The organism is Actinacidiphila sp. bgisy145 (assembly GCF_057708125.1).
This window is the reverse complement of sequence record NZ_JBYIRL010000031.1, coordinates 84334-104142: the sequence shown is the minus strand read 5'-3', so window position 1 is coordinate 104142 and position 19809 is coordinate 84334. Positions and strand designations below refer to the sequence as shown.

Here is a 19809-nt window from a genome sequence, read left to right as displayed (position 1 = left end):
GGCGGAACTGCGCGACCAGCCCACCCCCCGGGGAAGGTCCCGTCGCACAGCGAACCCACCCCCCCCGGAGGGGAACCCCCCACCGGCAGGCGGTCCCGGGCCCGCCACGGCAGGGCACCCGGGAGGGTGGAACAATCACCCCATGCGCGTCTACCTCGGCTCGGATCACGCCGGCTTCGAACTCAAGAACCACCTCGTCGAGTGGCTGAAGGCCAACGGCCACGACCCCGTGGACTGCGGCCCGCAGATCTACGACGCGGTGGACGACTACCCCCCGTTCTGCCTGCGCGCAGCGACCCGCACCGCCGCCGACCCCACCGCCCTGGGCATCGTGATCGGCGGCTCGGGCAACGGCGAGCAGATCGCCGCGAACAAGGTGAAGGGCGTACGCGCCGCGCTGGCCTGGAGCGAGGAGACCGCCTCCCTCGCCCGCCAGCACAACAACGCCAACGTGCTGAGCATCGGCGCCCGTATGCACACCCAGGACGAGGCCACGAAGTTCGCCGAGGTCTTCCTCGCCACCCCCTACTCCCAGGAAGAGCGCCACCAGCGCCGGATCGACATGCTGGACGCGTACGAGGCCACGGGCGAACTGCCGCCGCTGCCCGCGAACCACCCGCAGCAGGACTGACCCCGCGCGATGCCCGAGGGCCACACCATCCACCGGCTGGCACAGGACTGCCTGGAGCGCTTCGCCGGCTGGCCGACCCGGGTCGGCAGCCCGCAGGGCAAGTTCGCCGACGGCGCGGCGCTGCTCGACGGCGCCGTGCTGGACGGCGCCGACGCCCACGGCAAGCACCTGTTCCTGGGGTTCGCCGGGTCCGGCTGGGTGCACATCCACCTCGGCCTGATAGGCAAAGTCGCCTTCGACCCGGACCCGGTCACCGACACCGTACGGCTGCGGCTGGTCGGCGGCCTGCACGGCGAGCACGCGATGAACCTGCGCGGCCCGGCCGCCTGCGAGCTGATCACCGACGGCGAGAAGCAGGCGGTGCACGACCGGCTGGGCCCGGACCCGCTGCGGGCCCACGACGACCCGGACCGCGCGTACGCCCGCGTCTCCCGGTCCCGGATCTCGGTCGCCGCGCTGCTGATGGACCAGAAGGTGCTGGCCGGGGTCGGCAACGTCTACCGCGCCGAGGTGCTCTTCCGGCACGGCGTGGACCCGTTCCTGCCCGGCCGGTCGCTGCCCCGCCCGGTGTGGGACGCGATGTGGGCCGACCTGGTGGCGCTGATGCGCCAGGGCGTGCGCGACAACCGGATCGACACGGTGCGCCCGGAGCACGAGCCTGAGGCGATGGGCCGCCCGCCGCGCCGCGACGACCACGGCGGCGAGGTGTACGTCTACCGGCGCACCGGTGAGCCGTGCCTGGTCTGCGGCACCGAGGTGCGCACCCGGCCGCTCGCCAACCGCAACCTCTTCTGGTGCCCGACCTGCCAGCCGCCGGCCGCCCCGGGCGTGTGATCAGTCCACCGGGATGCCCTGCGGCGACTTGATCCGCTTCATGATCATCTGGGAGTTCACGTCGGAGACCCCGGGCAGCGCGATCAGCTTGTCCGTCCAGAACTTCTCGTACGCGTCGGAGTCCGCGACCGCGATCCGCAGCAGGCACCCGGGCGCCCCGTAGAGCCGGTACGCCTCCACCACGTCGGGCGTCGACTGGACCTCCGCCTCGAAGGCGGCGACCGCCTCGCGGCCGCGGTGCACCTCCACCGACGCGAACACCTCGAACCCCCGCCCGACCGCGGCCGGATCGACCACCGCGCGGTAGGTCTGGATCACCCCGTCGTCCTCCAACTGCCGTACCCGGCGCAGGCAGGGGGAGGGGGTGAGGCCGACCCGCTGGGCCAGTTCCTGGTTGGTCAGCCGGCCGTCGGCCTGCAACTCGCGCAAGATGCTTCTGTCGATGGCGTCCATAAGAGGGATTCCTACCACGATCGAGCGCAATACCGATCGGTATTGGCAATCATATGGCAGGTCTACGCGCATATCATTGTGCTGGGGAATCGTTGTGCGCCCGGGGAGGCGCGACACCAGTCAGGGAGGCTGCGCGCCATGCGTCATGTCGTGGTCATCAGCACCGGGGGAACCATCGCGAGCCGCTGGCAGGGCGACGGCTACGCGGCCGAGGCCGCCGGACAGGAAGTGCTCGCCGCGGGCGCCGTGCCCGAAGGGGTGGAGGTGAGCGTCGTGGACCTGTTCACCGTCAACAGCTCACGGCTGACCACCGCCCACCAACTGCGCCTGCTGCACGCCGTGCACGAGGCACTGGCCGACCCGGACGTGGCCGGCGTCGTGGTCACCCACGGCACCGACACCCTGGAGGAGTCGGCCTTCTTCCTCGACCTGTTCCACCACGACCACCGCCCGGTCGTGCTGACCGGCGCGCAGAAGCCGCTGGACGCCGAGGACGGCGACGCGGCGGGCAACCTCTACGACGCGCTGCTGACCGCCGCCTCCGGCCGCGACATCGGCGCCGTGATCGTCTTCGGCGGCCAGGTCCACGCCGCCCGGGGCACCGTCAAGAAGCACACCGTGGACGCCCAGGCGTTCGGCGACCCGGACGGACTGCCGCTGGGCCGACTGGAGTTCGGCCGGGTGAGCTGGGGCCGCAGGCGCCCCCGCCCGGCCCCGCTGCCGATGCCCGCGCCCGACGCGACCGGCCCCCGGGTGGACATCCTCACCCACCACGCCGACGCGGACGCGGTCCTGCTCGACGCGGCGCTGGCCGCCGGCGCCCGCGGGCTGGTCCTGGCCGGCACCGGCGCGGGCAACGCCAACCCCGAGGTCGCCGAGGCGGTCCGCGCCGCCGTCGCCGACGGGGTGCTCGTACTGGTCAGCACCCGGGTCCCGGCCGGCGCGGTGGCCCCGCTGTACACCGGCGGCGGCGCGGTGGACCTGCTGGCGGCCGGTGCCCGGCTGGCCGGCTCGCTGCGCCCCGCGCAGGCCCGGATCGCGCTGCTCGCCGCGCTGCTGGCCACTCCCGGCGGCGAGGACCCCGGAGCGACCCTGGACCAGGTCCTGCGGGCGACCCCGCAGGCGCTGCGGACCTCAGAGCTTTATCTGGTTGATGGTGTCGGCCACTGAGTTGAGGAAGCGGTTGATGTCCGGCGCCATGTTCGTGGAGGCCAGGAAGAAGCCGAACAGCGCTGCCACGATGGCCGGTCCGGGCTTGATGGACTTGGCCCGGATCATCACGACCAGCACGATCGCCAGCAGCAGCGCGGCAGACAGGGAGATAACCATGACGGATCACTTCCTCTTTCGGTAATGCCGGTCCCGGGGACCGCACCGCCGCCCCCGCCTCGCCCGTTCCATGGTGCCATCGGCCACGGACACAGGAGACGTGTTCTGGACCCATAGTCCCATTCCCACGGGCTAGTCGCGGCACACCACGAGCAACGCCCTGTCGTCGTTGACGTCTTTGGCCACCGCCTCGATCAACCGCCAAGCGGAGCCGCGGAATCCGCCCGGCACGAGGCGGTCGGCCTCGCCGATCAGCCGGTCCATGCCCTCGGAGATCTCCCGGTCCGGCGTCTCCACCAGGCCGTCGGTGAACAGCATCAGCACGTCGCCGGAGCCCAACGTGCCCTTCACACCGTGGAACTCGGCCCCGTCGTACACCCCCAGCAGCGGCCCCTCGGCCTCCTTCTCCTCCCAACGGCCGGTCCCCGCATGCAGTTGCACCCCCGGCAGATGGCCCGCCGACAGCAACTCGTAGTCACCGCTCTCCAGATCGAGCACCAGGTGCACCGACGTGGCGAAGCCCTCCTCCCAGTTCTGCCGCAGCAGGTAGCCGTTGGCGGCCCCGAGGAAGGCGTGCGGCGGCAACGAGCCCAGCAGCCCGCCGAACGCGCCAGACAGCAGCAGCGAACGCGACGCGGCGTCCATGCCCTTGCCGGACACGTCGGTGAGCACCGCCTCCAGCACCCGGCCGTCCGAACTGCGGGTGGCGACCACGAAGTCACCGGAGAACGACTGGCCCCCGGCCGGCCGCAGCGCCATCTCCGCGTGCCACCCGCCGGGCAGCCGCGGCAGCCGGCTCTGCACCCTGATCCGCTCACGCAGGTCGAAGAGCATGCTGTGGCCGCGCCGCCAGGGCACCCCGACCCGCGCCCGGAACTGCGCTATGACCAGCCCGACCAGCGCCACCGCGGTCACCAGCAGCACCGTGCCGGGCGTCACCCGCCCCGGGCCCTCCCGGTACGGGCCGAGCACCGCCGACTCCACCACCATCGCCAGCGCGGAACCCGCGTAGAGCAGCAGCAGGCTCGCCGGCCGCAGCAGCAGCCCGCCGGCCAGGATCGGCAGCACCAGCGCCTCCGGCGGGCACCACACCGGCATGCTGACCGACGCGTACGCCAGCGCCGGGATCGCCACCGCGACGGCCGCCAGCCCCGCCCACTCCGAGGCGTCGCCCCTGAAGTAGTCCACCGCGGAACGGCGTACGGCCAGGCGGGCCCGGTGCAGCCTTCTGCGCCACCGGAGCCCGCGCTCACCCTTTGCCGTCGCTTTATTCATGTCCCCGGCGACATTACCCACCGATCGCCGTGCTGTGCAGGGCGGATGGCGTGTGAGGTAGCACGCGGCGACGTCCCCCGCGCGCCCACCGCCGCCTGACGAGCGGCGGACCGGCCCGGGCGGAAATGCGTTCGCCGCGCACCGCCTCCGGTGATAGGCAGTCCGGCATGACCATCGAGCTGCGCGGCGCAGAGCCGGACCAGTGGGACCTCGTCTTCGACCGCGTGGTGCGGGCCTTCCACGCCACCGACGCCCCCGAGGAACGCGACGCGTGGCGAGCGGTGTTCGAGATGGACCGGCTCACCACCGCGTGGGACGGCGACGACCTGGTCGGCACCGCGGGCCTGCACTCCTTTCGGATGACGCTGCCCGGCGGCGCGCTGCTCGACACCGCGGGCGTGACAATGGTCACCGTCCAGCCGACCCACACCCGCCGCGGCATCCTCACCTCGATGATGCGCCGCCAACTCGACGGCCTGCGCGACGGCGGCGAGCCGGTCGCGATCCTCACCGCCTCCGAACCCGGCATCTACGGCCGCTTCGGATACGGCGTGGCCACCCACGAGTTGCGCGGCAGCATCGACACCACCCGGGTCACCGTCACCGCCCCCGAGGGCGCCGACGCGGTCCGGCTGCGGCTGGTCGCACCCGCCGACCCCGAGGTGGTCGCCGCCTGCGAGGCGGTCTACGCCGAACTCGTCCCCGGCCGCGCCGGCATGCTCGCCCGCCGACCCCACTGGGAGCAGCGCACCGTCGTCGACGCCCCCGCCGTCCGCCGCGGCGCCGGCCCCCTCGTCTGCGTCCTCGCCGAGGTCGACGGCCAGGTGCGCGGCTACGCCCGCTACGCCGTCGCCCGGCCCGCCGTCGTCCTCCGCGACATCGCCGCCCTCGACCCGGCCGTCCACGCGGCCCTGTGGCGCTACCTCTGCCGGATCGACCTCACCGACGCCGTGTCCTTCGACAACCTCCCCCTCGACGACGCCCTCCTCCACCTCGTCTCCGACGAGCGCCGCTGCGCCCTCACCCGGTACGACTCCCTCCACCTGCGCCTCGTCGACGTCGGCGCCGCCCTCGCCGCCCGCACCTACTCCGCCCCGGTCGACGTCGTCCTCGACGTCACCGACGCCTTCTGCCCCTGGAACGCCGGCCGCTGGCACCTCACCGGCGACTCCACCGGCGCCACCTGCGAGCGCACCACCGCCCCCGCCGACCTCGCCCTCGACACCAAACACCTCGCCGCCGCCTACCTCGGCGGCCCCACCCTCCACTCCCTCGCCACCGCCGGCCTTCTCCACCCCCTCCACCCCACCGCCCTCCCCCCGACCAGCCTCGCCTTCCACACCACCCCCACCCCCTGGCTCCCCCACGGCTTCTGAAGCCCACCGGCGTGCCGCCGCCCACGAACCGCGAACCGTAGAGCCGCGTGGCCGAAGGGGCGCGAGGAACTGCGCGCCAAGCCACACCCCACCGCAAGGTGAACGAACCACCGAAAGGGGCACCCACGTGAAAGGGGCGCGGGGAACTGCGCGACAAGCCCCCACCGACAGGTGGTCCCGGAACCGCCAGAACACCCACCCCGGGGGGTCGCCCCCCGCGCCGCCGCAACTGGAGCGGGCGACGGGAATCGAACCTCGTAGCTAGTTGGAAGACCAGTGCGGGTACTCCCGCCGTGACCTCGCACGGGCCCGTACAGCGCCTTCAGGGCCTCCGGCCCGCTGTTGCCTGTGGCACCCCCTCCTTCACCCCTCAGCCGGGCACGCAGCGGGCACGCCGGGCACGGGAACTCTGGCGGACTGGTGCCGCATCAGGCAACGTTCGCCCCGTCGCGCGAGGTGGGGGCGGCGGCAGGCGCCTCTTGAATGCATCCCGCGTAGTCTCGCGGGGTGCATTCTCATCTCAGCTTCGGGAACCCTCCTGCGCTGCCTCACACGGTGGTGGTTGAGACGTTGGAACGGGCTCTTCGTGACCGCTCCGCAGAGGGCGAGGCGGCGGGAGTTCTGGTCGGGACTGCGTTGAACGACGACGACGCGGACTTCGTCGATTTCTGGTGCGTGCAGGTCGGGACGCGGGCTGTGCCGGGGAGTCCGCTGCTGGGGCTGGCCGGCCTGTGCTTGGGACACACCGCTCGACGCTTTGGCCGTCTCAGTGATGAAGCCCTGGCGCTGGCGGAGTCGCTGGCGGCGCGGGCTGAGGCGGAGCCGACGGACGTGGACGGCCGCGCCATCGACGGTTATGACGACGTGCGAAGTTTCCTGCACCTGTGGTGATGCCGCCTGCCGTAGGTGTCAGGCGGCGTTCGTCCTGCTCACGAGGGCTTTGAGGCGCTTGTCGGAGGCGTTCTTGTTCCGCCAGATGATGTAGCGGCGGATCATGCTGCCCTGGGTCATCCGGCTGGGGTGGTCGGTGCCGTCAAAGGCGAAATAGCGAAGGGCGGCGAACTGGGCCTCGATCCGGTGGAGCCAGGAACTGTTGGTCGGGGTGTAAGCGATCTCCACGTTGTTCGCCGCGGCCCAGGTCCCGACCCGATGGCAGCGTTTGGTGGTCAGATGCGGGGAGTAGTTGTCGCAGATGATCGAGATGCGCGTGCCGGCGGGGTGGAAGGAGCGCAGGTAGCGGCAGAACTCCAGGAACTTGAACGGTTCTTGGTCTTCTTGATGTGGCCGCAGAGCTGCTCCTTGCCCAGGTCGTAGGCGGCGAACAGGTGCCGGACCCCGTGTGGGCGGGTGGAGGTCGCGCGGCGGCGCTGTCGGGGCTCGCGGTCGGGGTCCTTGTGCTTCCCGCCGCGTTCAGCCCACTGGCGGCCGGGGCGGGGTTGAAGGTTGAGCCGCCCGAACTCGTCCATGCAGAACACGACCTCGGGTCCCATGCCCTGGGCCGATAACAGCACCATCTGGGCCCGCCTCCAGGTCACCACTGACCCGGTGCCCCCGACGGATGATCCGCAGCAACCGCTGCCCTTCGTCTTCGTCGTCATCGATCTCGCGGCCCCGGACACGCTCAGCCACCCGAGCAGCATGACGCACAACGAGCCGCCCGGATCACCATCCGGACGGCTCGTCACAACGGGGTGAACGTTGCCAGATGCGGCACTAGAACTGCCTGAACACGTCCTCGGGCCAGTCCTCCGGGAGCTTGTTCGCGAAGACCGCGTAGAGCGGGCCGTACTCGCTCTGGGTCACGAGGAGTTCCCACTGGTCCAAGTCGTGGTGCAGGTAGCGCCGGAGCATGTTGAGGAATTGCTGGAACTCCTCCTCCGACAGTGGGCCGGCGGGTTCCTGGCTGGGCTCCATGGCCCCAGCGTATCCGCGCTTTGGCCGGCGCGTCAGGGTTCGTCGTCTCGATGCGAACTTATGGGCAGGACGGTCGCTGAGGTCTACGAGGGTGGTGACGGAGGCACCCAACAGCAGTGACGGTCGGCTGAGGTCGGAACGGTTGCTGCACTTCGCTGCTGTACAGCATCTGCCCCGGAGCTATGTCCCGTTGGCTGTGTGTCGTCCTGGTCGCTGTTCTCGGGCGCCGAGACGGCGGATTCGCCAACTGGGAAGCGGATGGTTGGACTCTTTGGTGACGAAGTCCATCATGTCAATCAGCATGCGCCGAACCTCTGCAGTCGGCGCCGTCAAGTCGTCCCACTGGTCTCGTGCGTGCCGTCGGGTGCCCTTATGACGGTCATCCCGTAATCGGGAGCAACACGGTGCGGCAGCCCTGTCTCATCCTTGTCTGACGCCGGGATCTCTTCGAGACCGAAGATCCAGCGGTCAGCCAGCCAGTCCGCTTCGTCATGAGTTCTATGCACGGACGGAGCATGCCAGGCACGTGTCACCTCTTGGGCAGTCGACTCCTCAACCGCCATGCCTTCCACCACCTCAACCGATGCACCCCTACTCCCATCCCGTCTGCCGTCGGCCCGCACCCCTCCCACGACGAATCCGCGGGCGCGGGCGCCAACGGGGTAGGGCCATCCCGGAGCCGGAGCCGGAGCGCCCCCGCCGGAGGCACCGCCTTGACCCTGGCTGGACGGTCGCACCTCATGTCGCTCGCCAACCCACCGCGGGCGCGCGCGGCGCGGCCGGAACCCGGACGCGTGCCCGGCGGAGCAGTAGCGACGCCGGGAGCCTTGATGAGGTAGGGAAATCCGTAACAGCCTCGGGTCATCGGCCGGTGGGGCGGTCTTGCGCGGCGATCGGCTCCGCTGTTGCGATGGGCCGCACGACACGGATCGGCGCAGGGGGCATGTGTGGATGAGTTACGGGTCTCGGTGTGGAAGCGATACGGCCAGGAGCGCTTGTACGTCAACACCCTCAAGGGCGAAGCCGTTGCCTGGCAGGATCTCCGGACCGGTGAAGTCCACGTAGTCGTCGAGGTGCTCGGCGAAGCCGCACGTGCAGCTCTCACCGCCTACCGGACGCCGGCGGCTGAATCCGCCCCGGCCGCTCCCATTTCCCCGGTCCCGCCGCCGACCACGCAGACGGCTACCCCCATCCCCTCGGAGTTCGACCTCGCTCTGCACAGACCCGGCGACTCCCTACGCGGGCTCGCCGCGAAGCCGCCGGGCTTCGTCGCCCGCCTCTTCGCGTGGCTGATGCGGCGGCCGGTCAAAACCGACTCCTGGAACCTCGGCATCGCGGGTGAAAAGGTCATCGGCGCGGAGTTGAACCGGCTGACGCGCCGCGGGTGGTACGTGCTGCACTCCGTGCCGCTTCCGCGGATCAAGGCGGACATAGATCACCTGCTGATAGGGCCTGGCGGGGTCTTCACCGTCAACGCCAAGAACCATCGAGACCGGCACGTGTGGGTCGGCGACCACTCCGTACGGGTGGATCACGGCAAGGCGTACCCGTACCTCCGTACCGCACGACGGGAAGCCGAACGTGCGGCGCGTGTGCTGACCAAGGCATGCGGGTCCCCCGTCAAGGCGCAAGGCATCCTGGCGTTCGTCGCGCCGGCCGAACTCCGCGTGGTGCCGACCCTGCTCGACGTACGTGCCTTCGAGGACCGCAGCCTGTCGTCCCTGGCTCCGCTCACCGGCGTGCTCACGGCCGAGCAGGCGGAGCGCGTATACCAAGTGGCTAGGGACCGACGCCTGTGGGAGAACGCGTGACTCGTCAGGCGGTGAGCTGATGGGGCTGTGGCGCAAGGCATGCGCCGAGGTCGGGGTCAAGGGGCTCCACTTTCATGATCTCCGCCACACCGGTAACACCCTGGCGTCCCGCACCGACGCCAGCACGCGCGAGCTGATGATGCGACTCGGTCACGGTTCGAGCCGGGCCGCGCTGATCTACCAGCACGGGAACCAGGAGCGTGAACGTGAGATCGCCGATGCGGTCGACGGCATGATCGTCAAAGCGATGAAGCGGGGTTCCCGCAGGAAGGGGCACGTGGCGGGCACGGACAGCTAGACCGGCATCGGGAACGACAACGGCCCGGGTCGCGGAATCCCTCCGCCACCTGGGCCGTATCCGTTCCGAGCGGGCGACGGGAATCGAACCCGCGTAGCTAGTTTGGAAGACTAGGGCTCTACCATTGAGCTACGCCCGCACTGCCAGGACCGCAGACCCCGGCACCTCGGATTCTGGCACACCGCACGGCGCCCGGTCGAACCGGCATCGCCGCCGCGCGCGGAATCGGGCTGCCGGGGTGTACGGGGCCATGTACTCTACGTGTCGCACCAGCGGGGTGTGGCGCAGCTTGGTAGCGCGTCCGCTTTGGGAGCGGAAGGCCGTCGGTTCGAATCCGGCCACCCCGACCAGCAGTTGCCCGCCACTTGCCCGCCGGGCGGGGCGCGGCGTCCGGAACGTACGACGGTTCGCGTCGACCCCGTCCGGCGCGTTTGGCGGTACCGGTAGGATGGGCGGTCGGCGACCCCGCGCGCGGCCCCGACCGCGCGCAAGAGAGTGGCCCCCACCAACGTAAAGCCCCCAAGGAGACCCAACCGTGAAGAGCGCCGTCGAGACTCTGAACCCGACCCGGGTTCGACTCACTGTCGAGGTGCCCTTCGAGGAGCTCAAGCCCAGCCTCGACGCGGCGTACAAGAAGATCAACCAGCAGGTCACGGTGCCGGGCTTCCGCAAGGGCAAGATCCCTGCGCGCGTCATCGACCAGCGGTTCGGCCGTGGCGCGGTCCTCGAAGAGGCCATCAATGAGGCGCTGCCGAAGTTCTACACGGAGGCGGTCACCGAGGGTGAACTCGCCGACAACGTGCTCGGCCAGCCCGACGTCGACATCACCGAGTTCAACGACGGCGACGAGCTGAAGTTCACCGCCGAGGTGGAGATCCGCCCGACCATCGAGATCCCGGACTACTCCGGCATCGAGGTCACCGTGGACGCCGTCGAGGTGCCCGAGGAGGACGTCGACACCTCGCTGGAGCAGCTGCGCGACCGCTTCGCGACCACCACCCCGGTGGAGCGCGCCGCCGCCGACGGCGACGTCGTCGTGGTCGACCTCCAGGCGTCGATCGACGGCAAGGTCCTCGAGGACGGCGTCGCCAGCGGCGTCAGCTACACGATCGGCTCCGGCCAGCTCCTCGACGGCATCGACGAGGCCGTCACCGGCCTGGAGAAGGGCGGCAGCGCCACCTTCACCTCCTCGCTGAGCGGCGGCACCGGCGCCGGCCAGGAGGCCGAGGTCAAGGTCGACGTCACCGACGTCCAGGCCCGCGAACTGCCCGAGCTGGACGACGAGTTCGCGCAGCTCGCCTCGGAGTTCGACACCCTGGAGGAGCTGCGGGCCGACTCCCGCAAGCGCCTGGAGCGGATCAAGACCTACGACCAGGCCACCCAGGCCCAGGAGAAGGTGCTGGACGCGCTCATCGAGCTGACCGAGGTGCCGATCCCGGAGAAGCTGCTCGCCAGCGAGATCGAGACCCGCACCCACAACCTGGAGCACCACCAGTTCCCGGCGCTGGGCCTGACCTGGGACACGTACCTGGAGCGCGAGGGCAAGACCCGCGAGGAGTACGACGCCGAGGTCTCCGAGCAGGCGGTCAAGGGCATCAAGACCCAGTTCATCCTGGACGAGCTGGTCAAGACCGAGAAGCTGTCGGTCAACCAGGAGGAGCTGACCGAGCACCTCATGCGCCGCGCGCAGTCCTCGGGCATGTCGCCGGAGCAGTTCGCCCAGGCCGTCGTCGAGGGCAACCAGGTCCAGCTGCTGGTCGGCGAGGTGGCCCGCGGCAAGGCGCTGGCCGTCGTCGTCGAGGCCGTGAAGGTCACCGACACCAACGGTGAGGTCGTCGACCTGTCCGACGAGGACGAGGACGAGGAGGCCGCCGAGGCCGCCGACGCCGAGGCCACCGACGGCGCCGAGGCCACCGACGAGGCTGAGACCGCCGAGGAGCCCGCCGAGGCCGAGGCCGACAAGGCCTGACGCCGGGGGACCGCTGCGGACGGCGTTCGCCCGTCAGGGGCGCGGGGAACCGCGCGACCGACCCGCCACCGGCCGGTGGTCGGGAACACCGCTGCGGGGGCTGGGCCTGCGAGCCCGGCCGCCGCGGCGGTGCGCTGGTCGCACGGTTCCCCGCGCCCCTTTTCGGACCTGCGGTCCGGCGCCCCGGCACGTTCCAAACCCGCGGCGGGCCGCATGCGCTCACAGCGAACAGTCCCGCGTAGGGGATTGCTGGGCCCCACCTGCGCGTTAGGGTCCACAAGTAGGAGGGCAGGGGTGCGGCGAGGGTCAGCGGCCGCCCCCGACCCGGACGAAGACCGTGACGGTCGCTCCGACCGTCCGACAACGAGCAGGTGGATACGTGACGACTACGATGCCTACTGCCGCCGGCGAGCCGAGCCCCGGCGGTCTCGGCGACCAGGTCTACAACCGACTGCTCGGCGAGCGCATCATCTTCCTCGGCCAGGCCGTCGACGACGACATCGCCAACCGCATCACCGCACAGCTCCTGCTCCTTGCGGCCGAGCCCGACAAGGACATCTACCTCTACATCAACAGCCCCGGCGGCTCCGTGACCGCCGGCATGGCGATCTACGACACGATGCAGTTCATCAAGAACGACGTGGTCACCATCGCCATGGGCATGGCCGCCTCGATGGGCCAGTTCCTGCTCACCGCGGGCACCCCGGGCAAGCGCTTCGCGCTGCCGAACACCCGCATCCTGATGCACCAGCCCTCCGCGGGCCTCGGCGGCTCCGCCACCGACATCAAGATCCAGGCCGAGCAGCTGCTGCACACCAAGCGCCGGATGGCCGAGCTGATCGCCGAGCACTCCGGCCAGAGCTTCGAGCAGATCACCAAGGACTCCGACCGCGACCGCTGGTTCTCCGCCGAGGAAGCCCGGGAGTACGGCCTGGTGGACGGCGTGATGCTGTCGGCCGCCCACGTCCCCGGGGGTGGCGGCACCGGCGCCGCGCCCGCCTCCTGAAGGCCCCCGCCCCCGACATCGACGCACCTCATCACCTGGAGACGGTGGACGTGAACCCCTTGAACTTCCCCGGCAGCGGCCTCTACGAGCGCACCGCTGCCGAACGGCCCGGCCTGTTCGGCGCCGAGGCCCGCTACGTGATCCCGCGCTTCGTCGAGCGCACCTCGCAGGGCGTGCGCGAGTACGACCCGTACGCGAAGCTCTTCGAGGAGCGCGTGATCTTCCTCGGCGTGCAGATCGACGACGCCTCCGCCAACGACGTCATGGCGCAGCTGCTGTGCCTGGAGTCGATGGACCCCGACCGGGACATCTCGGTCTACATCAACAGCCCCGGCGGCTCGTTCACCGCGCTGACGGCGATCTACGACACGATGCAGTTCGTCAAGCCCGACATCCAGACGGTCTGCATGGGCCAGGCGGCCTCCGCGGCGGCCGTGCTGCTCGCGGCCGGCAGCCCCGGCAAGCGGATGGCGCTGCCGAACGCGCGGGTGCTCATCCACCAGCCCTACAGCGAGACCGGCCGGGGCCAGGTCTCCGACCTGGAGATCGCGGCCAACGAGATCATCCGGATGCGCCAGCAGCTGGAGGAGATGCTCGCCAAGCACTCCACCACGCCGATCGAGCAGATCCGCGACGACATCGAGCGCGACAAGATCCTCACCGCTGAGGAGTCGCTGGCCTATGGACTGGTCGACCAGATCGTGTCCACCCGCAAGACGTCCGTGGGCGTCTGAAGGACGGGTAAGCTGCGCCCTCCGTGCGCGCCCCGGACCGTACTCGGAACGCGAGTACGCCCAAGGGGGGCCCACACGGGGGGCGCGGCAAGGTACCGTCGATGAGAGAAGCACCAGGTTCCGTTGAAGGTCGGCGGAGCCCAGGCGAAGGGGAAAGACCTCGTGGCACGCATCGGTGACGGCGGAGACCTGCTGAAGTGCTCGTTCTGCGGAAAGAGCCAGAAGCAGGTGAAGAAGCTCATCGCAGGTCCCGGTGTGTACATCTGCGACGAGTGCATCGACCTCTGCAACGAGATCATCGAGGAGGAGCTCGCCGAGTCCTCCGAGGTCCGCTGGGAGGACCTGCCCAAGCCGCGGGAGATCTACGAGTTCCTGGAGAGCTACGTGGTCGGGCAGGCCCCGGCCAAGAAGGCGCTCTCCGTCGCGGTGTACAACCACTACAAGCGGGTCCAGGCCGGCGAGAGCGGCCGACCGGGCCATGACGACGCCATCGAGCTGGCGAAGTCCAACATCCTGCTGCTGGGCCCGACCGGCTCCGGCAAGACGCTGCTGGCGCAGACCCTGGCCCGCATGCTGAACGTGCCGTTCGCCATCGCCGACGCCACCGCGCTCACCGAGGCCGGCTATGTCGGCGAGGACGTCGAGAACATCCTGCTGAAGCTGATCCAGGCCGCTGACTACGACGTCAAGAAGGCCGAGACCGGCATCATCTACATCGACGAGATCGACAAGGTCGCCCGCAAGAGCGAGAACCCGTCGATCACCCGCGACGTCTCCGGCGAGGGCGTCCAGCAGGCGCTGCTGAAGATCCTGGAGGGCACCACCGCCTCCGTGCCGCCGCAGGGCGGCCGCAAGCACCCGCACCAGGAGTTCATCCAGATCGACACCACGAACGTGCTGTTCATCGTGGGCGGCGCCTTCGCCGGTCTGGAGAAGATCATCGAGGCGCGGGCGGGCGCCAAGGGCATCGGGTTCGGCGCGACCATCCGCTCCAAGCGCGAGCTGAACATGGCCGACCAGTTCTCCGAGATCATGCCCGAGGACCTGGTGAAGTTCGGCATGATCCCCGAGTTCATCGGCCGGCTGCCGGTGATCACCAACGTGCACAACCTCGACCGCGAGGCGCTGCTCCAGATCCTGGTCGAGCCGCGCAACGCGCTGGTCAAGCAGTATCAGAAGCTCTTCGAACTCGACGGTGTGGAGCTGGAGTTCGAGCGCGGCGCGCTGGAGGCCATCGCCGACCAGGCGATCCTGCGGCAGACCGGCGCCCGTGGCCTGCGCGCCATCATGGAGGAGGTCCTGATGTCGGTGATGTACGAAGTGCCGTCCCGCCAGGACGTCGCCCGGGTCGTCATCACCGCCGAGGTCGTGCACTCCAACGTCAACCCGACCCTGGTGCCGCGCGACCCGCGCATCTCCGGTCAGGGCGAGCAGAAGAGCGCGTAACCCTCCCGGCAGCAACGCAAAGGGGGCGCCTGGTCCGTCACGGACCGGGCGCCCCCTTTGCGTGCGCTAGGAGGCTGCCACCTCGACGTCCTTGCGCACCTTCGCGGTCAGCGCGGCGGCGTCGGCGACGGACGCGGTCTCGGTGCCGTTCAGGGTGGCCGTGGGGTCGAGCGGGAACAGGTAGGCCAGGGTGCTGTAGTCGGCCCAGACGCAGACCGTGGTCTTCGACGGGACCTTCTGGTTGTCCTGCGAGACGGTCTCGACGAACTTCTGGCACTTCATGAGCGCGTCGGGCGCCATGCCGGCCGGGTGCACCGACTGCGGTCCGCCGGCGGTGGCGGCCTTGAGCGTGGTGCCGCTCCTGTCCGGCCTGCCGCCGTCCTCCAGCAGGGCGAACGCGCCGTCCAGTGCCTTGGCGGGGTCCGCGACCGTGCCGGAGACACCGCTGAAGTTCAGGTAGACGCCGTCGGCGACGTTGCCCTTCACGTACATCTGACTGGTGCTCGTGGGCTCGGTGACGCCCAGCGCCGCCAGCTTCGCGGTCCCCGCCTGGTCGAGCCTGGCCACGGGGCTGCCCACCGAGGTCTTCGTGTAGTCGCCGGCGACGGTCTCCGGGGTGGTGAGGACGTACTTCTTGCCGTCGTCGTGCAGCCCGGACGAGCCGCTGCTGCCGTGGTGCGCGACGAAGACGCCGACGCCGGCCGCGACCACCACGACCGCCGCCACCACGCCGCCGATGACGACGCCGCCCCGCCGTCCGGGCTGCGCCGCTTGCTGGTCCTGGCTCATGAGTGGGGTCCCCCTTAGTTGGTGAGTCCGCTCATCCTCCCGGATAGCAGGAGGGGGCGCCCGATCCGACCCGGACCGGGCGCCCCCTTCAGAGCGTCGGGGAGGCTAACTCGCCTCCACCTCCACGTCGTTGCGGACCTTGGAGGTCAGGGCGCCCGCGTCGGCGATGGAGGGGGCGCTGCCGCCGCCGGAGACGAGCTGGGACTCGTCGAGCGGGATGACGTAGGCCACCGTGCTGTAGTCCGCCCACACGCAGACCGTCGTGTTGAGCGTGAAGGTCTGGCCGGACTCCTCGCCCGTCTCCTTGATCGTCTGGCACTTCATGACCGCGTCGCTCTTCATGCCGGCCGGCTTGACGGACTGCGGGCTGCCGGAGGTCTCGACGGTGGTGCCCTGCTTCTTGTCCTCCTCCGTGCCCTGCTTGAGCATGGCGAACATGCCGTCGACGACCTTGCCCGGGTCCTTGACCGTGCCGTAGACGCCCGCGAACTCCAGCATCTTGGCGGTCAGCGCCGAACTGCCCTCGGTGTAGCTGGCGTTGACCTGCGTCGGGTCGCTGACCCCGAGCGCCTTGATCTTGGTCAGGTCCTCGTCGTCGAAGCCGCCGTCGCTGCCGGAGTCGTCGCCCTTGGTGTAGTCGCCCGCCACCGTGTCCGGCGTGGTGAGCGTGTACTTCTTCCCGTCGTTGTGCAGCGACGACGAACCCCCGCTGCTGCTCCCGCCCTTGGTGGCGAAGAAGATCCCCCCGCCGATCACGGCCAGCGCGACCACGACACCGACGATGATGCCGGTGCGCTTGCCGTTGCCGCCCTGCTGCGGCGGCTGCGGGTACCCGTAACCCTGCTGCGGTACCTGGCCGTAGGGCGGCTGCTGGCCGTAACCGGGCTGCGGCTGCTGACCGTAGGCTGGCTGCCCGCCGTACGGCGGCGCGGGCGGCGGGGCCTGCTGCGGGTAGCCGTAGCCCGGCTGGGGCTGGCCGTAGCCGCCCGGCGGCGGGCCGGGCTGCGGTTGGCCGTAGCCGCCACCCTGGGGTTGGTTGCCGTACGGGTTCGGCGGCGGCTGGTTGTAGCTCATGGGATCGTCCCCTCCGTTAACGAGTCCGCTCATCCTCCCGGATGACATGCTCGCTTCCGAAATCCGGGGGCTGACCAGGCGCCATCCTGCCCCAGCCGCGCCACCCCCCGGCATCAGACGCGCAACCGCTTTGTCACAGCCCCGCGGAGGTCCGGTACGGCGGGCAACCCGCCCTGTGGATAACCCGTCGGGACCCGGCGCACCGGGCCACTAGAATCGGGACCGTGACCGACAACACTCAGCGCCCCGACAGCGGGCCGATCAGCAGCACCCCTGAACTGCCGACCCAGTACACGCCGGCCGAGGTAGAGGGGGAGCTGTACGAGCGCTGGGTAGAGCGGGGTTACTTCGAAGCCGACACGAAGAGCGACAAGCCGCCGTACACCATCGTCATCCCCCCGCCGAACGTCACGGGCAGCCTCCACCTCGGCCATGCCTTCCAGCACACGCTGATGGACGCCCTCACCCGCCGCAAGCGCATGCAGGGCTTCGAGGCGCTGTGGCTGCCCGGCATGGACCACGCGGGCATCGCCACCCAGAACAGGGTCGAGCAGCAGCTCGCCGAGGAGGGCAAGTCCCGGCACGACGTGGGCCGCGAGGAGTTCGTCGCCCGCACCTGGCGCTGGAAGGAGGAGTACGGCGGCCGCATCCTCGGCCAGATGCGCCGCCTCGGCGACGGCGTCGACTGGTCCCGTGAGCGCTTCACCATGGACGAGGGCCTCTCCCAGGCCGTCCAGACCATCTTCAAGAAGCTCTACGACGACGAGTTGATCTACCGCGCCGAGCGCATCATCAACTGGTGCCCGCGGTGCATGACCGCCATCTCCGACATCGAGGTCGACTACCAGGACGACGACGGCGAGCTGGTCTCGCTGCGGTACGGCGACGGCGAGGACAGCGTCGTGGTCGCCACCACCCGGGTCGAGACGATGCTCGGCGACACCGCCGTCGCCGTCCACCCCGACGACGCGCGGTACGCCCACCTCATCGGCCGCCGGATCAAGCTGCCCCTCACCGACCGGACCATCCCCGTCGTCGCCGACGCCCATGTGGACCCGGAGTTCGGCACCGGCGCGGTCAAGGTCACCCCGGCCCACGACCCGAACGACTTCGCGATCGGCCGGCGGCACTCGCTGGAGTCCCTGACGATCATGGACGAGCGGGCCGTCATCACCGTGCCCGGCCCGTTCCAGGGCCTGGACCGCTTCGAGGCCCGCTCGGCGATCGTCGAGGCGCTGCGCGAGCAGGGCCGGGTCGTCGCGGAGAAGCGGCCGTACGTCCACTCCGTCGGCCACTGCTCCCGCTGCAAGACCACGGTCGAGCCGCGCCTGTCGCTCCAGTGGTGGGTCCGGGTCGAGCCGCTGGCCCGCGCGGCGGGCGACGCCGTGCGCGACGGCCGGGTGAAGATCCACCCCGCCGACATGGAGAAGCGGTACTTCGACTGGGTCGACAACATGCACGACTGGTGCATCTCGCGCCAGCTGTGGTGGGGCCACCGCATCCCGGTCTGGTACGGGCCGAACGGCGAGCAGGTCTGCGTCGGCCCCGACGAGCAGCCCCCCGCCGGCGAGGGCTGGACCCAGGACGGCGACGTCCTGGACACCTGGTTCTCCTCCGCGCTGTGGCCCTTCTCCACCCTGGGCTGGCCCGAACAGACCCCGGACCTGGCGAAGTTCTACCCGACCGACGTGCTGCTCACCGGCCACGACATCATCTTCTTCTGGGTCGCCCGGATGATGATGTTCGGCCTGTACGCGATGGACGGCACCCCGCCGTTCCACACCATCGCGCTGACCGGCCTGGTGCGTGACGAGCACGGCAAGAAGATGTCCAAGTCCTTCGGCAACGTGGTCGACCCGCTGACCTGGATGGACGCCTACGGATCGGACGCCGTCCGCTTCACCCTCGCCCGCGGCGCCAACCCCGGCGCCGACGTGCCGATCGGCGAGGACTGGGTCCAGGCGTCGCGGAACTTCGCCAACAAGATCTGGAACGCCACCCGGTTCGCGCTGATGAACGGCGCCACGGTGACCGGGCCGCTGCCGGCGCCCGAGGAGATGTCCGCGGCCGACCGCTGGGTGCTCTCCCGGCTCAACACGGTCGTCGCCGAGATCGACGCGCTCTACGACGACTACCAGTTCGCGAAGCTCTCCGACGCCCTCTACCACTTCGCGTGGGACGAGGTCTTCGACTGGTACGTCGAGCTGTCCAAGACCACCTTCCTCAAGGGCGGCGACCCGGCCCGGGTCTCCGGCCGGGTGCTCGGCGAGGTCCTGGACGTCACACTGCGGCTGCTGCACCCGATCGTGCCGTTCGTCACCGAGACCCTGTGGACCACCCTGACCGGCCGGGAGACCGTGGTCACCGCGGCCTGGCCGGCCGACAGCGGCTTCCGGGACGCGGCCGCCGAGGCGGAGATCGCCGAGGTGCAGCGCCTGGTCACCGAGGTCCGCCGGTTCCGCAGCGACCAGGGGCTCCAGCCCGGCCAGAAGGTCCCGGCCGAGCTGTCCCTGACCGGCACCCTGCTGGCGCCGCACGAGGACGCCATCCGGCAGCTCCTGCGGCTCCAGCCGGCCGGCGACGGCTTCCACGCCACCGCCACCCTGCCGGTCGGCGCCGCCCGGGTCGCCCTCGACCTGTCCGGGGCGATCGACGTGGCCGCGGAGCGCAAGCGGCTCACCAAGGACCTCGCCGCCGCGGAGAAGGAGAAGCAGCAGGCGGAGCGGAAGCTCGGCAACGAGGCGTTCCTCGGCAAGGCACCGGAGAAGGTGGTCCAGGGCATCCGCACCCGGCTCGCCGCCGCCGACGAGGACATCGCCCGCATCACCGCGCAGCTCGCCGCCCTCCCGGCGGCGTAGGCACCCGCCCCC

At 70.4% G+C, this 19809-nt stretch carries 18 protein-coding genes, 2 tRNA genes and 1 pseudogene; 13 read left to right on the top strand and 8 right to left on the bottom strand.

The annotated features are described in order from the left end of the window. The first annotated feature begins 142 nt into the window (after positions 1-142). The gene (locus AC3ERT_RS26145) at positions 143-631 is read left to right on the top strand and encodes a ribose-5-phosphate isomerase (RefSeq protein ID WP_335978051.1); all 489 of its coding nucleotides are present in this window, start codon (positions 143-145) and stop codon (positions 629-631) included. A gap of 9 nt (positions 632-640) precedes the next feature. Continuing rightward, entirely contained in the window at positions 641-1465 is an 825-nt protein-coding gene (locus AC3ERT_RS26140) for an Fpg/Nei family DNA glycosylase (RefSeq protein WP_335978053.1), read from the top strand. Here the strand turns inward: AC3ERT_RS26140 and AC3ERT_RS26135 are convergent, their stop codons facing one another. Then, a complete protein-coding gene (locus tag AC3ERT_RS26135) occupies positions 1466-1918 on the bottom strand; it encodes an Lrp/AsnC family transcriptional regulator (RefSeq protein WP_335978055.1) in 453 nt (150 codons plus the stop codon). It lies immediately after the preceding gene. 138 nt (positions 1919-2056) lie between these two features. Here AC3ERT_RS26135 and AC3ERT_RS26130 point away from each other — a divergent pair, with 138 nt between their 5' ends. Continuing rightward, the gene (locus tag AC3ERT_RS26130; protein ID WP_435130315.1) at positions 2057-3088 is read left to right on the top strand and encodes an asparaginase; all 1032 of its coding nucleotides are present in this window, start codon (positions 2057-2059) and stop codon (positions 3086-3088) included. Here AC3ERT_RS26130 and AC3ERT_RS26125 read toward each other — a convergent pair. Both AC3ERT_RS26125 and AC3ERT_RS26120 read right to left on the bottom strand, forming a co-directional pair. Beyond that, entirely contained in the window at positions 3053-3247 is a 195-nt protein-coding gene (locus tag AC3ERT_RS26125; RefSeq protein ID WP_202233725.1) for a hypothetical protein, read from the bottom strand. The genes AC3ERT_RS26130 and AC3ERT_RS26125 overlap by 36 nt on opposite strands. 132 nt (positions 3248-3379) lie before the next feature. Beyond that, a complete protein-coding gene (locus AC3ERT_RS26120; protein ID WP_335978059.1) occupies positions 3380-4522 on the bottom strand; it encodes a PP2C family protein-serine/threonine phosphatase in 1143 nt (380 codons plus the stop codon). 167 nt (positions 4523-4689) lie between these two features. Here AC3ERT_RS26120 and AC3ERT_RS26115 point away from each other — a divergent pair, with 167 nt between their 5' ends. After that, positions 4690-5898 carry a GNAT family N-acetyltransferase gene (locus tag AC3ERT_RS26115; RefSeq protein WP_435130319.1) on the top strand — a complete coding sequence of 403 codons (1209 nt, stop codon included), beginning with the start codon at positions 4690-4692 and terminating at the stop codon, positions 5896-5898. Between the two features lie 636 nt (positions 5899-6534). Then, positions 6535-6789, top strand: a complete 255-nt coding sequence (locus tag AC3ERT_RS26110) for a hypothetical protein (protein WP_335984431.1) — start codon at positions 6535-6537, stop codon at positions 6787-6789. Between the two features lie 18 nt (positions 6790-6807). On the opposite strand, the pseudogene AC3ERT_RS26105 reads toward AC3ERT_RS26110, so the two are convergent. After that, positions 6808-7527 (bottom strand): annotated as a pseudogene (locus AC3ERT_RS26105) (transposase). Positions 7528-7611: 84 nt separating this feature from the next. Beyond that, positions 7612-7812, bottom strand: a complete 201-nt coding sequence (locus AC3ERT_RS26100; RefSeq protein ID WP_335984432.1) for a hypothetical protein — start codon at positions 7810-7812, stop codon at positions 7612-7614. 995 nt (positions 7813-8807) lie between these two features. On the opposite strand from AC3ERT_RS26100, the gene AC3ERT_RS26095 reads away from it, so the two are divergent. Both AC3ERT_RS26095 and AC3ERT_RS26090 read left to right on the top strand, forming a co-directional pair. Further along, positions 8808-9623, top strand: a complete 816-nt coding sequence (locus AC3ERT_RS26095) for a nuclease-related domain-containing protein (RefSeq protein ID WP_488180747.1) — start codon at positions 8808-8810, stop codon at positions 9621-9623. 19 nt (positions 9624-9642) lie between these two features. Beyond that, positions 9643-9921, top strand: coding sequence for a tyrosine-type recombinase/integrase (locus tag AC3ERT_RS26090; protein ID WP_435177108.1), 279 nt, complete (start codon positions 9643-9645; stop codon positions 9919-9921). A gap of 68 nt (positions 9922-9989) precedes the next feature. On the opposite strand, the gene AC3ERT_RS26085 is transcribed toward AC3ERT_RS26090, so the two are convergent. Then, positions 9990-10060, bottom strand: a tRNA-Gly gene (locus tag AC3ERT_RS26085). A 134-nt stretch (positions 10061-10194) separates the two neighbouring features. Between AC3ERT_RS26085 and AC3ERT_RS26080 the strand changes: the two genes are divergently transcribed. From AC3ERT_RS26080 to clpX, 5 genes are all read left to right on the top strand, one after another. Continuing rightward, positions 10195-10271 (top strand) — tRNA-Pro (locus tag AC3ERT_RS26080). A gap of 185 nt (positions 10272-10456) precedes the next feature. After that, positions 10457-11890, top strand: coding sequence for a trigger factor (gene tig / locus AC3ERT_RS26075; RefSeq protein WP_435177106.1), 1434 nt, complete (start codon positions 10457-10459; stop codon positions 11888-11890). A 391-nt stretch (positions 11891-12281) separates the two neighbouring features. After that, positions 12282-12896, top strand: a complete 615-nt coding sequence (locus AC3ERT_RS26070; protein WP_335982181.1) for an ATP-dependent Clp protease proteolytic subunit — start codon at positions 12282-12284, stop codon at positions 12894-12896. Positions 12897-12946: 50 nt separating this feature from the next. After that, complete coding sequence (locus tag AC3ERT_RS26065; protein ID WP_407642914.1) at positions 12947-13630, top strand: ATP-dependent Clp protease proteolytic subunit; 684 nt, start codon at positions 12947-12949, stop codon at positions 13628-13630. Between the two features lie 162 nt (positions 13631-13792). Continuing rightward, positions 13793-15076, top strand: coding sequence for an ATP-dependent Clp protease ATP-binding subunit ClpX (gene clpX / locus AC3ERT_RS26060; protein WP_335982165.1), 1284 nt, complete (start codon positions 13793-13795; stop codon positions 15074-15076). Between the two features lie 66 nt (positions 15077-15142). Here clpX and AC3ERT_RS26055 read toward each other — a convergent pair whose 3' ends face one another. Both AC3ERT_RS26055 and AC3ERT_RS26050 read right to left on the bottom strand, forming a co-directional pair. Continuing rightward, positions 15143-15865 carry a hypothetical protein gene (locus AC3ERT_RS26055; protein WP_435177104.1) on the bottom strand — a complete coding sequence of 241 codons (723 nt, stop codon included), beginning with the start codon at positions 15863-15865 and terminating at the stop codon, positions 15143-15145. A gap of 105 nt (positions 15866-15970) precedes the next feature. Next, positions 15971-16939, bottom strand: coding sequence for a hypothetical protein (locus tag AC3ERT_RS26050; RefSeq protein ID WP_435177102.1), 969 nt, complete (start codon positions 16937-16939; stop codon positions 15971-15973). A gap of 224 nt (positions 16940-17163) precedes the next feature. On the opposite strand from AC3ERT_RS26050, the gene AC3ERT_RS26045 reads away from it, so the two are divergent. After that, complete coding sequence (locus AC3ERT_RS26045; RefSeq protein WP_435177101.1) at positions 17164-19797, top strand: valine--tRNA ligase; 2634 nt, start codon at positions 17164-17166, stop codon at positions 19795-19797. Positions 19798-19809: the final 12 nt, after the last annotated feature.